General features: G+C 38.9%; 14 protein-coding genes. All 14 read left to right on the forward strand.

What is annotated here, in order from left to right; all coding sequences use genetic code 11:
• The first annotated feature begins 215 nt into the window (after positions 1 to 215).
• The 14 genes from HZI73_RS08155 (at position 216) to dhaK (ending at position 14091) form a co-directional block, all read left to right on the forward strand.
• Positions 216 to 1151, forward strand: a complete 936-nt coding sequence (locus HZI73_RS08155; protein ID WP_212697753.1) for a triose-phosphate isomerase — start codon at positions 216 to 218, stop codon at positions 1149 to 1151.
• A 30-nt stretch (positions 1152 to 1181) separates the two neighbouring features.
• On the forward strand, positions 1182 to 2618 hold the full coding sequence (locus HZI73_RS08160; RefSeq protein WP_212697754.1) for a lactate racemase domain-containing protein: 1437 nt from the start codon (positions 1182 to 1184) through the stop codon (positions 2616 to 2618).
• A 121-nt stretch (positions 2619 to 2739) separates the two neighbouring features.
• Positions 2740 to 3753: an energy-coupling factor ABC transporter permease gene (locus HZI73_RS08165; protein ID WP_212697755.1), complete on the forward strand. Its 1014-nt coding sequence runs from the start codon at positions 2740 to 2742 to the stop codon at positions 3751 to 3753.
• Positions 3746 to 4441 carry a cobalt ECF transporter T component CbiQ gene (cbiQ, locus tag HZI73_RS08170; protein WP_212697756.1) on the forward strand — a complete coding sequence of 232 codons (696 nt, stop codon included), beginning with the start codon at positions 3746 to 3748 and terminating at the stop codon, positions 4439 to 4441. The genes HZI73_RS08165 and cbiQ overlap by 8 nt, the downstream gene beginning before the upstream one ends.
• A gap of 26 nt (positions 4442 to 4467) precedes the next feature.
• Positions 4468 to 5202 (forward strand): energy-coupling factor ABC transporter ATP-binding protein, encoded by a 735-nt coding sequence (locus HZI73_RS08175; RefSeq protein ID WP_246552409.1) that lies wholly within the window; start codon positions 4468 to 4470, stop codon positions 5200 to 5202.
• Positions 5203 to 5223: 21 nt separating this feature from the next.
• Positions 5224 to 6726, forward strand: coding sequence for a nickel pincer cofactor biosynthesis protein LarC (larC, locus tag HZI73_RS08180; RefSeq protein WP_212697758.1), 1503 nt, complete (start codon positions 5224 to 5226; stop codon positions 6724 to 6726).
• Complete coding sequence (larE, locus tag HZI73_RS08185; protein ID WP_212697759.1) at positions 6723 to 7517, forward strand: ATP-dependent sacrificial sulfur transferase LarE; 795 nt, start codon at positions 6723 to 6725, stop codon at positions 7515 to 7517. The genes larC and larE overlap by 4 nt, the downstream gene beginning before the upstream one ends.
• Positions 7518 to 7556: 39 nt before the next feature.
• Complete coding sequence (gene larB, locus HZI73_RS08190) at positions 7557 to 8303, forward strand: nickel pincer cofactor biosynthesis protein LarB (RefSeq protein WP_212697760.1); 747 nt, start codon at positions 7557 to 7559, stop codon at positions 8301 to 8303.
• A 315-nt stretch (positions 8304 to 8618) separates the two neighbouring features.
• A complete protein-coding gene (locus tag HZI73_RS08195; protein ID WP_246552526.1) occupies positions 8619 to 9401 on the forward strand; it encodes a GNAT family N-acetyltransferase in 783 nt (260 codons plus the stop codon).
• A 211-nt stretch (positions 9402 to 9612) separates the two neighbouring features.
• Positions 9613 to 10011, forward strand: coding sequence for a CidA/LrgA family protein (locus HZI73_RS08200; protein ID WP_212697762.1), 399 nt, complete (start codon positions 9613 to 9615; stop codon positions 10009 to 10011).
• Positions 9989 to 10666, forward strand: coding sequence for an LrgB family protein (locus HZI73_RS08205; protein ID WP_212697763.1), 678 nt, complete (start codon positions 9989 to 9991; stop codon positions 10664 to 10666). Before HZI73_RS08200 ends, HZI73_RS08205 begins: the two co-directional genes overlap by 23 nt.
• Before the next feature lie 71 nt (positions 10667 to 10737).
• Positions 10738 to 11742: a PocR ligand-binding domain-containing protein gene (locus tag HZI73_RS08210; RefSeq protein WP_212697764.1), complete on the forward strand. Its 1005-nt coding sequence runs from the start codon at positions 10738 to 10740 to the stop codon at positions 11740 to 11742.
• Positions 11743 to 12007: 265 nt separating this feature from the next.
• Positions 12008 to 13099: a glycerol dehydrogenase gene (locus HZI73_RS08215; RefSeq protein ID WP_330619707.1), complete on the forward strand. Its 1092-nt coding sequence runs from the start codon at positions 12008 to 12010 to the stop codon at positions 13097 to 13099.
• Positions 13096 to 14091, forward strand: coding sequence for a dihydroxyacetone kinase subunit DhaK (dhaK, locus tag HZI73_RS26745; RefSeq protein WP_212697765.1), 996 nt, complete (start codon positions 13096 to 13098; stop codon positions 14089 to 14091). The genes HZI73_RS08215 and dhaK overlap by 4 nt, the downstream gene beginning before the upstream one ends.
• Positions 14092 to 14117 lie beyond the last annotated feature (26 nt).

Consider the following 14117-nt stretch of genomic DNA (forward strand, 5'->3'; position numbering starts at 1 on the left):
GGAACTGTCCTATATAAGCAATTTTAGTAGGGGAATACCGTATATTTTCCTACAGGGATTATCATGATTTGCTGATATGGGACAGTTCCTTTATGTTATACTTTTTTATCATGTATGGAACTTACCAGTTGACAAATATCTTAAAGGGGTGTAGTATAAACACATAAACAAACGTTTGAGTAAAATGTTTTACCAATCAAGAAAGGTGTGTGATCATGAAGTATATTTTCATTAATCTAAAGCGATTTGATGTAAGTAGAGCTAAAGGCGGTATATGCCCACAAGATGATGCTGTGTCATGGATACATGGGGTCATGGAGGAAAGCTTAGCCTATGACTTAGGCAAGTTAGAAGGCATTGAAGTGGTTTATATGTTACCAGAATCACTTTTGTCTACAGGAATGAATGTCTTAACAAAAGCTCATACTAGTGATAGGAAAAACCTGTCCATCGGTTCCCAGAGCGTTTATCGAAAAGATATTGAACCAGGTGGAAACTTCGGAGCCTTTACATCAAATCTGCCAGCAGCAGCCGTTAAAAGCTTAGGATGTACATGGTCCATCATTGGTCATTCCGAAGAACGTCAAGATAAGTTGGAAATCATGGAACAGTTTGAACCCACATTAAGACAACATGAAGCATCCTATCAACAAGCCATGGCCAGCGTAAACCATCTGATGAGCAAAGAAGTTGCTTGTGCCTTAAAGCAAAATCTTCATGTTCTGCTATGCATCGGTGAATCTGCCGAGGAAAAGGGAGAAGGCACTTGGGAAGAACAGAAGGTGAACATCAAGAAAGTACTAAAGGCTCAGTTATTACAATGTCTGAGAGATAATCGTCATCTCTTGGGAGACAACAAAGTGGTTATTGGCTATGAACCCATTTGGGCCATTGGACCCGGTAAGACACCACCTGAAAAACCGTATATTGCATTTGTTTCAGATTATATCAAAACATGTGCGAAAGAAGAACTGGGCATTGATAATATCCCTGTTGTATATGGTGGTGGTTTAAAAGAAGCCAATGCCAACATGATAGCAAGCATTGATACCATTGACGGTGGTCTCGTTGCTTTAACAAATTTTGAACAGCCTATTGGGTTTGAAGTAGCCAGTCTTAAAAAGATTATTGACCAATACCAACAGGTATAAAAAAACACATTATATAGGAGGATATGAGACATGAAAGTTAATTTTGAGTATGGACAAGGTGTCATGACAGCAGAATTACCAGAGGACAGAACAGATGTATTTATTCCAGGAACTACGGTACCAGACCCAGCGTATATTCCAGAAGATCAGATTGTGGAAGTAACAAGAGAATCCATTCTTAATCCCATAGGGATGAAACCCATCAGTGACTTGGTAAAGAAAGGCTCAAAAGTAACCATTGTTTTCCCAGACCGGGTAAAAGGCGGCTTCCAGGATACTGCCCACAGAAAGATTTCCATTCCCATTATTCTTGAAGAATGTTTTAAAGCAGGTGTTGAGAAGAAAGATATCTTACTCATCTGTTCCAATGGTTTACACCGAAAGAATACGGAAAAAGAAATTAAATCCATTCTTGGTAACAAAGTCTTCTATGATTTTTGGCACAGCAATCAAATCATCAATCATGACAGCGAAGACTATGACAACTTAGTGGACCTTGGTGTGGATGAGAACAATAACCCTGTCATCATGAGTAAACAAGTCTATGAATCAGACCTTGCTGTATTTATTGGTCACACACTTGGTAACCCTTATGGCGGTTATTCAGGTGGTTACAAACATTCTGCAACAGGCATTACCCATTGGAAATCCATTGCCAGCCATCATGCACCACATGTGATGCACAGAGATGATTTCACACCCGTTAACGCACAATCATTAATGCGTTCCAAGTTTGACACCATTTCCATGCACATGGAAAAAGAAATGAATACCAAGTTCTTTATGTGTGACGCTGTACTGGATACCAAAGCAAGACAAATAGCAGTTTTCTCAGGCTATGCCAAAGAGATGCAGCCCATCTCATGGAAGGTAGCAGATGAAAGAACGTATGTACCCTTTGCAGATGAAAAATATGACATTATGATTTTTGGTATGCCTCAGAATTTCCACTATGGAAACGGAATGGGTACCAACCCTATTTTCATGATGCAGGCAGCTTCAGCACAGATTATTCGTCATAAACGGGTCATGTCGGACAATTGTGTTATGATTTTCTCATCCATCTGTAACGGTTATTTCCATGATCAGGAATTTCCTTCTTACAGAGAAACCTATGAGCTTTTTCAACAAGATTATCATAATCAATTACCGGATATGGCTGAACATGGTGTAAATTTTGCTATGAATAAGTATTATACAGACCTTTACAGATTCAATTATGCTTATCACCCATTCCATGCTTTTTCCATGATGAGCTGTGGTCACTTAGCAGAAAAACATTGTAGTGCAGTATACTGTGTAGGTGCCTATGAACCAGGTTTTGCTAGAGGTATGGGGCTTAAAACAAGGGCTAGTTTTGAAGAAGCTTTGGAGGATGCTAAGAAGTATGTGGGTGCTAATCCCAAGATATTGGCATTGCCACTTACATTTAAAACAGCATCTGTTCACCTTTGTATGAAAGAATAATCAAAAAAGTGATAAAGAAATAAACATGTTGTATATCGTGTACTGGATTTTAAAATAGAAGTAAGTTAAAATAGAAGTAAGTAAAATAGTAGTAAGTTAAAATAGAAGAGGGGGAATACATATGCATATGGGTGATGCGCTCATCTCACCAATTGTTGGCGGTACCATGTTAGCTGCAAGTACAGGTGTTATGGGCTATTCGATTCATCAATTAAAAGGTGAGGTATTTGAGAAAAGATTACCCCTTATGGGGGTTATGGGTGCATTTTTATTTGCTGCACAGATGATTAACTTTGCTATACCAGGTACCGGGTCAAGCGGTCATATTGGCGGGGGAATTCTTCTCGCCATTATCCTAGGACCCAGCGCAGGATTTTTGACACTGGCAAGTGTCTTGTTAATACAGGCACTGTTTTTTGCTGATGGCGGTTTGCTTGCTTTTGGTTGTAATCTGATTAATCTAGGCTTTTTTACATGTTTTGTAGCCTATCCTATGATTTTTCGTCCAATGGTTCGTAAAGCCGTGACAAAGAGGCGGATTATCATTGGAGCCATACTGGCATCTATCGTTGGTTTACAGCTTGGCTCACTGGGCGTTGTGGCTCAGACTTGGTTTTCTGGTCGGACAGAATTGCCATTATCCACCTTTTTATTATTCATGCAGCCTATTCATCTTGCCATTGGCATTGTTGAAGGCATGATTACAGGGTTGATTGTGAGTTACTTATATAGCCAGAATGCAGCTTTCATCTATGCTCATCAACAATCTGATGACGTAAAAACAGCCATGAAACCTAAGCGGCATCTTGTTATGAAGGTAATGGTGGCGGCTCTTGTAGTGGGAGGCTTAATCTCACTATTTGCTTCTTCCAATCCAGATGGGCTGGAGTGGGCTGTTTTTAAGACAGCTAACACGGAAGAAGTAGCGAATGAATCAACGGTCATTCACTGGCTTGAAAGAGCCCAAGAACAGATTTCTTTCATGCCAGATTATGGGTTTGGCGGTCGCATGTCGTCGGACAAAGCAGAGACCAGTGTTTCGGGCATTGTAGGCAGTTTCATAACACTTGGTATTGTACTACTGCTGGGTATAGGCATAAAACGCCGTGGCAGAAGGGTGTCACAAAATGAATAAAAGACTCCTGTCCATGTTCAATCTAGCTGAACTGGAACAATTTGCCAGGCGTAAAATTTGGTGGAATCAGGTGCATCCCATCATGAAGATTCTGATAACATTATTGTATATCGTTGTTGTCACTTCCCTTGGTAAATATCAGCTTAGCCAGCTGCTCCTATTTGGCATCTATCCCATCATCATCATCACCATAGCTGATATTCCCTTTGGTGTTGTTGGTAATAAGCTGATTATTCCTGCTATTGTAAGTATGGGATTAGGTGTATTCAATCCTTTTCTAGATCGAGAGATGGTCATAAAAGTCGGTGAAATTGCTATAAGTGGTGGCATCATTTCCTTTGTAACGCTTTTTATCAAAGCCATGTGGACCTTATCAGCAACCCTGTTGTTGGTTGCAACAACACCCATTGAAGAAATAGGAAGAAGTCTTATCAGGCTCAAAGTGCCTGTAAGACTCGTGATGTTATTATTGCTTATGTACAGGTGTATCACTATTTTGTTGGGAGAAGTGCATCGAACAATGGAAGCATACAGTCTTCGCTCCAGGCGTGGTCATGGGATACACATCCATACATGGGGATCGTTGGTTGGTCAGATTATGATAAGGTCGTATCACCGGTCCAATGAGATTTACAATGCCATGGTGTTAAGGGGTTATGATACCAGCGGTGGTTCAATTGAGATATAAATGGGATGCAGTTAAGGGAGAGGAACATGGTTGTTTTTGAAAATGTCAGTTTTGGGTATACCCATAAGAAAGTTCTCAAGGCAGTTAATCTTAAGATAAAAAAAGGACAATCTGTAGGCATTGTTGGTGCTAATGGAGCAGGAAAATCAACCCTCATAAAATTGATGACAGGTCTAATCATACCCACAGAGGGACGTGTTCTAGTAGATGGTATGGATGTTTCATCAAAGGCTATTAAGGCCATAAGAAAAAAAGTAGGTTATACCTTTCAAGATCCTAATCACCAACTTTTTATGCCCACTGTTTTTGAAGATGTGGCTTTTGGTCTAAGACAAGAAGGCCTGTCAAAGAAGGAAGTAGAAGACAGGGTTAGAAAAATACTGAAAGAAGTAGATGCTTTGCATCTTTCTGACAGGCCATCATATACTTTATCAGGTGGGGAAAAGCGAACCATAACCTTGGCCACAGCCTTATCGACCAATCCAGAAATACTCATTCTGGATGAACCATCTATTGGGTTAGACCCAAGGTCAAGAAGAGGCTTAATAAGGTTATTAACCACAAGAAATGAAACCAAAATCATCACAACACATGATATGGATATGGCTTTAGATTTGTGTGACCGCATTATTGTTTTATATGAAGGTAAGATACAGGGTGATGGAGAACCCATGACCATATTTAAGAATAAAGCATTATTATGCCAAAGCCACCTTGAATTGCCTTTGAGGATGCAAGGATGTCCAGTCTGTTCTAAGTAATTGGTTAAAAAGGAGAATGATATGAAAGTATTATATTATGATGTATTTTGCGGTATAAGCGGTGATATGCATCTGGGTGCATTACTTGATTTAGGTGTTAAAGAAGATTATTTAAAAACAGAACTCAGAAAACTGAATATTGAAGAGGAATACGATATTGTTGTGACAAAAGGCATGAAATGTGGTATCAGTGGAACAAGGGTGGAAGTCATTCTTCATCATGATAAAGGATCCCAAGAAGGCAATCATCCTCATGAGCATAACCATGACCACCATCACCACCACGTTCATGATCATCAGCATGACGATACGCACCAACATGGACATGAACATAGCCATGATGATGCTCATGAACATGGACATAAACATAGCCATGATGATGCTCATGAACATGGACATAAACATAGTCACGACGATGCTCATGAACATGGACATAAACACAGCCATGACCATGCTCACCAGCATGGACATGAACATAGTCATAATGATGCTCATCACCATGGGCATGAACATAGCCATGAACATGCTCACAATCATAGCCATGACCATCATCACCATAGAAACTTTACCATGATTAAAGACATGATTAATAAGAGTACACTAAGTGATGGGGTTAAGGCGTTAAGTATTGAGATGTTTCGACTGGTTGCGGTAGCTGAAGGTAAAGTGCATAACAAGCCTATGGGAGAAGTTCATTTTCATGAAGTAGGCGCTACGGATTCCATTGTGGATATGGTAGGTGCGGCCATTTGTATTGATGCACTTCAAGTGGATAAAATCATAGCATCCAGTATTCAAGTAGGCGGCGGCTTTGTGACCTGTGCTCATGGGAAAATGCCCGTACCCGCACCAGCAACAGTAGAAATATTACAAGGTGTACCATTAAAATACAACCTTGTCCCCTTTGAGACGACTACACCAACAGGTGCAGCCATCCTCAAGGCTACTGTATCAGCGTATAAAGATGAACATGACATGCGTATCCATAAAATAGGTTATGGCTTGGGTTACAAAGATTTTGAAGTGCCAAATGCCTTACGTGTTTATTTGGGTGAAATAGAGGATGCACCTGGTGATTTGGTCATAGAAAACCAATACGTTATGGAAACAAATATTGACGATATGAATCCTGAAATCTTCACATACATTGAGCAAAAGCTCTTTGATGCTGGCGCACTGGATGTCTATAAGACACCTATTATGATGAAGAAAGGCAGACCAGCAGTAACATTAAGTATTCTGTTCTCAAAAGAAAATAGAGAAGCGCTCCAAAAAATAATGTTTACTGAAACATCATCTGGCGGTGTGAGGGAAACACAGGTTGTGAAATCCATGCTAAAGCGGGATTTTGTGGACGTTGAGACATCATATGGTTCAGTAAAAGTTAAAAACCTCTACTATGAGGGTAAATGTATTAAATGTAAACCTGAGTACGAAGACTGTGCAAGATTAGCTCATGAACAAGGTGTTCCCATTCAAGCAATCTATGATGCAGTGGAAAAAAAGGTGTGTGACGCGGATTGAGTGCTTATAAAAGACTATTGGCTTATATAGAAAAATTGGAGAGTGTAGCTGTTGCTTTTTCAGGCGGTGTTGATAGTACATTTTTAGCCTATGCAGTACGAGAGGCTCTTGGAGATAAGGCCGTTGCAATCACAGTGGATTCCCCTTATATACCAAGATGGGAAATTGATGAAGCTAAGGTATTGGCTAAAGAAATAGGTATACGCCATGTTATTTTGCCAGCAACCATCCATGAATCCATTGCACATAATCCATCCAATCGATGCTATTTATGTAAAAAAGTTATTTTCTCATCCATACTGGAAGAGGCAAAACGTCAAGGTGTCAAGGTAGTGGTAGATGGGTCCAATGTAGATGACACAAAAGACTATCGACCAGGACTTGCTGCTCTTCACGAATTAAATGTACGCAGTCCATTGATGGCTTGTGAGTGGACCAAAGAGATGATACGGGAATCATCAAAGGAAGTAGGATTAACAACCCATGATAAGCCAGCCTATGCTTGTTTACTCACCCGGCTTCCATACGATACAACCATTACCCAAGAAGAACTAGAACGCATTGAAAAGTCAGAAGTTTATTTAATGACACTTGGATTTCGAGCTGTTAGAGTCCGTTCTCATGGTCAGCTTGCTCGGATAGAAGTTGCAAGAAACATGAGGAAAAAGTTGTTTGATGAAGCATTATTAGATAAGATATCCCATACACTTAAAACTTATGGTTATGACTATGTGACCATTGAAGCTTCCGGTTATACCATGGGCAGCTTCAATCAACAAATTGGGAAGTAACCAATGTCCCATGTATTCTAGGTAAGGAAGGAGTCAATCATGCGAAAATATGAATTGGAACAATTACTGCATAACGTAAAGCACAGTGATTTGACAATAGATGATGCGGTAAAGCAACTGGAATCTTTACAAATTGGCGATTTAGGTTTTGCAAAAATAGATAACCATCGTGAGCTTAGGGTTGGCTATCCAGAGGTTGTGTATGGTGAAGGAAAGACCAGTGAGCAAGTGACTGAAATAGCCACATACATGCAAGCGAAAGGTCAAAATGTGCTTATAACAAGAAGTAATGACCATATGTATGAGACGGTGGTTAAAGCATGTCCTAAAGCAAGATACAATCCTTTAGGACGAACCATCAGTATCGTCAATAAAGCATACCAAGAAACGTCATCAAAGATTTCAATCATTGCAGCTGGTACATCCGATTTGCCAGTGGTTGAAGAAGCCTATGAAACGGCTAAAATATTTGGTAATAAAGTGGAAAAGATCATCGATGTTGGTGTTGCTGGCATTCATCGGCTATTTAACCAAATGGATAGAATTCGAGAGGCAAAAGTGCTTATCGTTGTTGCAGGTATGGAAGGGGCTTTGGCAAGTGTTGTAGGTGGTCTGGTAGATAAACCCATCATTGCAGTACCTACCAGTGTTGGCTATGGTGCTAATCTGGGAGGTGTGGTTACGTTGCTAGGCATGCTCAACAGTTGTGCCAGTGGGGTTAGTGTCGTTAATATTGACAATGGTTTCGGTGCTGCCTACAATGCCAGTATGATTAATCGCCTATAGTATTATCACGACCATCAGGAAGATTGGATGACCAATCTTCCTGTTTTTTTGTCTTATAGAAAGCCCCTAGTTCAGCATTTGGATATACAAGCATTTTCACTAACGATACTGTCTTTAATGGAACAACATGCTTTGCAAGACACAAAACAGCCCTTTTGTTATAATTATAAGCCCTCCTGTTGCAAGTGTTAGGTTATCTCTGACATCTCTTTGCATCTTTGACAATAGGTATTGAACATCAGACTAAATAAATGTACAATCTTATATATAAAGGATTCTTTAGGAATCGTTAAGGAGATGAATCAAGTGAAAATAATGGACTTAACAAAGGAACATGAGTCATTGTTTTTTGTTTGTTTGGAAGATTGGTCGGAAGAAATGAAGGAAGCTGGCAACCACAAATGTACTTGGTATAACCACATGAAAGATAAAGGCCTAGGTGTAAAGCTTGCTGTAGATGATACGGGCAATGTTGGTGGGATGATTCAATATCTACCAATAGAACATGCTAATGCTGTAGGACAAGACGTCTACTTTATTGATTGTATATGGGTTCATAAACATAAAGAAGGACGAGGCGATTTTAGCAAGCAAGGTATGGGTAAGGCTTTATTAAAAGCGGCAGAAGAAGATGCTCAATCCCGTGGAGCAAAAGGTATGGTTGCTTGGGGTGTTTCCATGCCATTTTGGATGAAGGCATCATGGTACAAAAAACAAGGCTATAAAAAGGTGGATAAAAACGGTATGGCTTTACTCATGTGGAAGCCCTTTGTTGAAGATGCTGTTATCCCAAAATGGATGAAGCAAGTTAAAACACCTGAGGCTAACACTAACCCAGGAAAAGTCACCTTAACTGTTTTTTACAGTGGACACTGTCCAGTTCAAAATCTATTGCTGGAACGAGCCAAGCGGGTTAAAGCCCTTTATGAACATCGAGTGGTGTTAAATGAAATCAATACGATACACCAAGACGTTTTTCGTGAGTGGGGCATACTAGACGGCTTATTTATTGAAGATAAACAAGTCAACCATGGACCGCCACTAACCTATAAAAAGCTATTGAAACTTGTGGAGAAAAGACTTTCGAAATTAACATGAGCATGTTATAAAGATAGAATATGGAGCCATTTATAAGGTCTGTTTCAAAAACCAATTTTGTCCTTGAGAGGTATTTGGAAATGGCTACTATTGAATTTATCTTACGTATATGATAGACTTCACATAATGGTTTACATACTAAAAAGCGTAAGGATATACAAGAGTTAGCAAAAAGTGTCATAGAAACCAATGGACGAAAGGATATACCATCATGAATGTGCTGATACAGTTTTCCTTTATTATTATCCTGTTAAAAATAGGCCAAGTTATTCAATACTACATCAACCCATTAATCAATATTCCAGAAGCTATATTAGCATTAGTCATCCTTTTTTTGTTATTACAATTTAAAAAAGTACGCATGAGTCAAATGAAGGAAATCAGTGATATCTTATTGGATAATATGGCATTATTTTTTGTTCCTTTAGGGGTTAGAATCATGACGCAGATGGAGCTTTTGTCAAGTAATATTACAGCCATCCTAGCCATCGTCATTCTATCAACAATCATAACATTTATAACCACATCATTGGTGGCAAAGCTTATGATGGCACTGCATCAGCAGGCGAAGGAAAGAAGGTCTTTACATGAAAGAAATACTAACGCATGATGTTCTGTTTGGGTTAGCCATCACGATTATCATGTATAAGATTGGCGTTATGGTCAATAAAAAATTGGGTGTAATAGCAAACAGCTTATTAATCGCAATGATTGGCATCATAGGTGTTTTACTTGCTTTTGATATTCCCTTCGACGCATATAATCAAGGCGGAAGTATCATCAGTGGATTTATTAATCCAGCTACAGTTGCTCTAGCACTACCCCTCTATAAAAACTTTGATTTGGTTAAAAAATACTTCCATATCATATCCATATCGGTTATATCCGGCATCTTGGCATCAACACTATCGGTTATGGGTTTATCTTACTTGTTTCATGTGGGTGCTGCAATCAAACAATCCCTCATACCCAAAACAGTGACAACAGCTATTGCACTGCCTTTGTCAGAAAGTGTGGGAGGCATTCTTAGTCTTACGGTAATAGCCGTCATCATGACGGGCATTGTTGGTACCATTTTTGGACCGGTACTTTTTAAGCTATTGAAGGTAAAACATCCAATAGCACAAGGGGTTGCATTAGGGACAAGCTCCCACGCAATCGGTACATCAAAAGCAGTAGAGATTGGTCAAGAAGTTGGAGCCATCAGTAGTATATCTTTGATTTTGGCAGGTGTCATGATGACCATTCTTATTGAAATCATTTAAGAAACAGTAGTCATGTTTGGTCATTATAGATGCAGAAGTAGGAGGATTGAAACAACATAGGAGGGATAGTTGTGAAAAACAATTTATCACGGTTGGAGTACATTATAAACATGGATAAGTTTCAAAAAATCCAAGATGATATTGCTGAAGCAACTGAAATGGCTGTATTAACCGTTGACTATAAAGGTGCTCCTATAACAAAGCATAGCAGGTGCAGCGATTTTTGTACATTGATTCGAAGTCATCCTCAATATGCAAAACTATGCCAAAAATGTGATGCACGAGGTGGCTTAGAAGCTGTTCGAACCCAAAAACCCTATATTTATATATGCCATTTTGGCTTGATTGATTTTGCAGTACCCATTATGGTACATGATCAGTACCTGGGAGCCATCATGGCAGGCCAAGTGTTTATTAAGCATGATGAAAACAAAAAGAATCTTGAGAACATTGTTAATGCGCAATACGATAAAGTTCATTGTGAATGGGAACATGATTTTCACAAACTCCGTAAAAAAATACCCATTATGACGTTACAAAAGGTACAAGCTATTTCCAACATGCTGTTTCATATGAGTAACTATCTTGTTAATGAAGCTGTGTTAAAAATATCCTTAAATGAACTCAATGAAAAAATGCGATATATGGGTAAAGAGCAATTTAGGCCACAAGATGTATTACCTCATGATTTCATGCCTAACCCTAACCATGATGATGTAGAGCACCACGAAAGGGAGGATATTAACCTTCTTATTAAACCAGCCTTACACTATATTCATGAGCATTATGCCAAGAAACTATATCTTGAAGACATTGCATCTTTATGTAACATAAGTCCAAGCTATTGTAGTAAACTATTTAAACGTGAAACAGGGGATAGTTTTTCAACTTACGTGAATAAAGTAAAAATTGAAAAAGCCAAAGTGTTATTACAAACAACGAAGCAACCGGTTTTAAATATTGCTTATGACTTGGGTTTTGAAGATTGCGGCTACTTCATTAAGGTATTCAAAAAAATGGTTGATTTAACTCCAGCAGTCTATAGAAAAAAGGTTAAAGGAAAGAATTACCTTTAAAGCATCGGTATATATGTCATGTTTTACGTTATAATAATAAGGGTAGGTATAGATATACAACTATGCCTATTATTTTTTGCGTTTTTTGCTGGATTTTACTATTTTTGAACAAAATAATAGGATTTGTGTATGAAAATACTACTAATAATTCCTGTAAGAAGCCATATTATTTTAATGTAAATGCACATAAAATAGATTACTATAGAATTAAGGTATAAGAAGTATAGGGTTTATCTCATGATCTACTCAAAAAAAAGGAGGATGTATGATGAAAAAGGTATTGATATCACCAGCAAAATATTTGCAAGGTAACAATGAATTATCTAATTTAGGGTCATATGTAAGGGGATTTGGGTACAATGCACTTCTTGTTGCATCCACAGATGATCAAGAAAGAGTGCAACATCATCTGGATGAAGCAAATGAAAAAGAAAACTTTAATCTCATTTATGGTGGATTTAATACGGAATGTACCAAAAAAGAGATTGAAAGATTGCGAAGAATGTGCGCAAAAGATAATTGTGACGTGATCATTGGTTTAGGTGGGGGCAAAGCTTTAGATACGGCAAAAGCAGTAGGACACTTTGAGAATAAACCAGTTATTGTCGTACCAACCATTGCATCAACAGATGCACCATGTAGTGGGCTTGCTGTCATATACACGGAACATGGTGAGTTTGAAGAATACATTTTTTTCAAAAGAAATCCAGATTTAGTTTTAGTGGATACAGGGATTATTGCGAAAGCACCAAGTCGTTTCCTAGTAGCAGGCATGGGGGATGCTCTTTCTACTTATTTTGAAGCACGGTCTTGTGCAAAAGCTTATGCCAATAATATTCCAGGTGGTAAGAGTACTTTAGCTGCCCTTGCCATTGCAAAATTATGTTATGAGACATTATTAGCGGATTCATTAAAGGCAAAAGCGGCCTGTGATAATAATGTGGTAACAGCTGCTCTAGAAAATATCATTGAGGCAAATATTTTATTAAGTGGCTTAGGTTTTGAAAGTAGTGGATTGGCAGCTGCACATGCTATACACAATGGTTTAACAGTTCTTGAAGAAACACATCACTATTTCCACGGTGAAAAAGTGTCCTTTGGTGTCATCGTACACCTTGTTTTAGAAAACGCACCATCAGAGGAATTAAATAAGGTGCTTCATTACTGTCAATCCTTGGGATTACCTGTTTGTTTAAAAGACTTAGGCGTCACAGACGTTACAACTGAAAAAGTGATGGAAATCGCTAAAGCAGCATGTGCTGAGGGCGAAACCATTTATAATATGCCATTTGATGTGACGGTAGAAGATGTCTATGCAGCCATTATAACAGCAGATGAACTTGGAGGTTCCATATGAAAAAAATAATCAATAAACCAGAAGATTTAGTGATAGAGATGTGTCAAGGGATGGCTGCTGCACATCCTGATAAGATTGCATTTAAATCAAAATATAAATTAATCACACGAAAAACATTGAATAAAAATAAAGTAACCCTGATCAGTGGTGGGGGAAGCGGACACGAACCTGCTCATGGCGGGTTAGTGGGTGAAGGCATGTTGGATGTTGCCGTTTGCGGTGATGTATTTGCTTCGCCTTCTACCATTCAAGTCTATAATGCTATTCTAGATAGTGAATCCGATAAAGGAACCCTCCTAATCGTCAAGAATTATTCAGGCGACTGCATGAATTTTGATGCAGCATCGGAAATGGCAGAAGAAGATGATGACATCATGGTTGAAAAGGTATATGTCAATGATGATATAGCTGTAAAGGACAGCCTCTATACAGTTGGTAGAAGAGGTGTAGCAGGGACAGTGCTTGTCCATAAGATCGCAGGGGCTGCTGCTGAAAGAGGCGATAGCCTTCAAGACGTAAAAGCTGTAGCGGAGAAGGTCATTGCAAACGTAAGATCAATCGGTTTTGCTCTCACATCCTGTACCGTACCAGCAAAAGGAACCCCAACCTTTGAACTAGGGGATGATGAAATTGAATTTGGTGTAGGTATTCATGGGGAACCAGGTATTGCTAGGGAATCCATTAAGTCAGCAGATACACTTGCTCAAGAGATGGTAGATAAATTGCTAAAAGACCTTCCATTTCATGGGGGTGACGAAGTAGCTCTTATGGTCAATGGGCTAGGTGGTACGCCATTACAAGAGTTGTATGTGCTGAATAACGCAGTGTATAAGTTACTGGAAAAAGCAAATATTAAAGTGTATAAGACATTCGTTGGTAATTATATGACCGCAATCGATATGGCTGGTGCTTCTTTAACACTTTTAAAATTAGACGATGCATTAAAAGAATTATTGGATGCGCCAGTGGATACCATTGCATTGAAACAATAACCTGCAAAACAAAGAAAAAGGGAGGG

It is taken from the genome of Vallitalea pronyensis, from assembly GCF_018141445.1.
In the GTDB taxonomy this organism is placed as follows: domain Bacteria; phylum Bacillota; class Clostridia; order Lachnospirales; family Vallitaleaceae; genus Vallitalea; species Vallitalea pronyensis.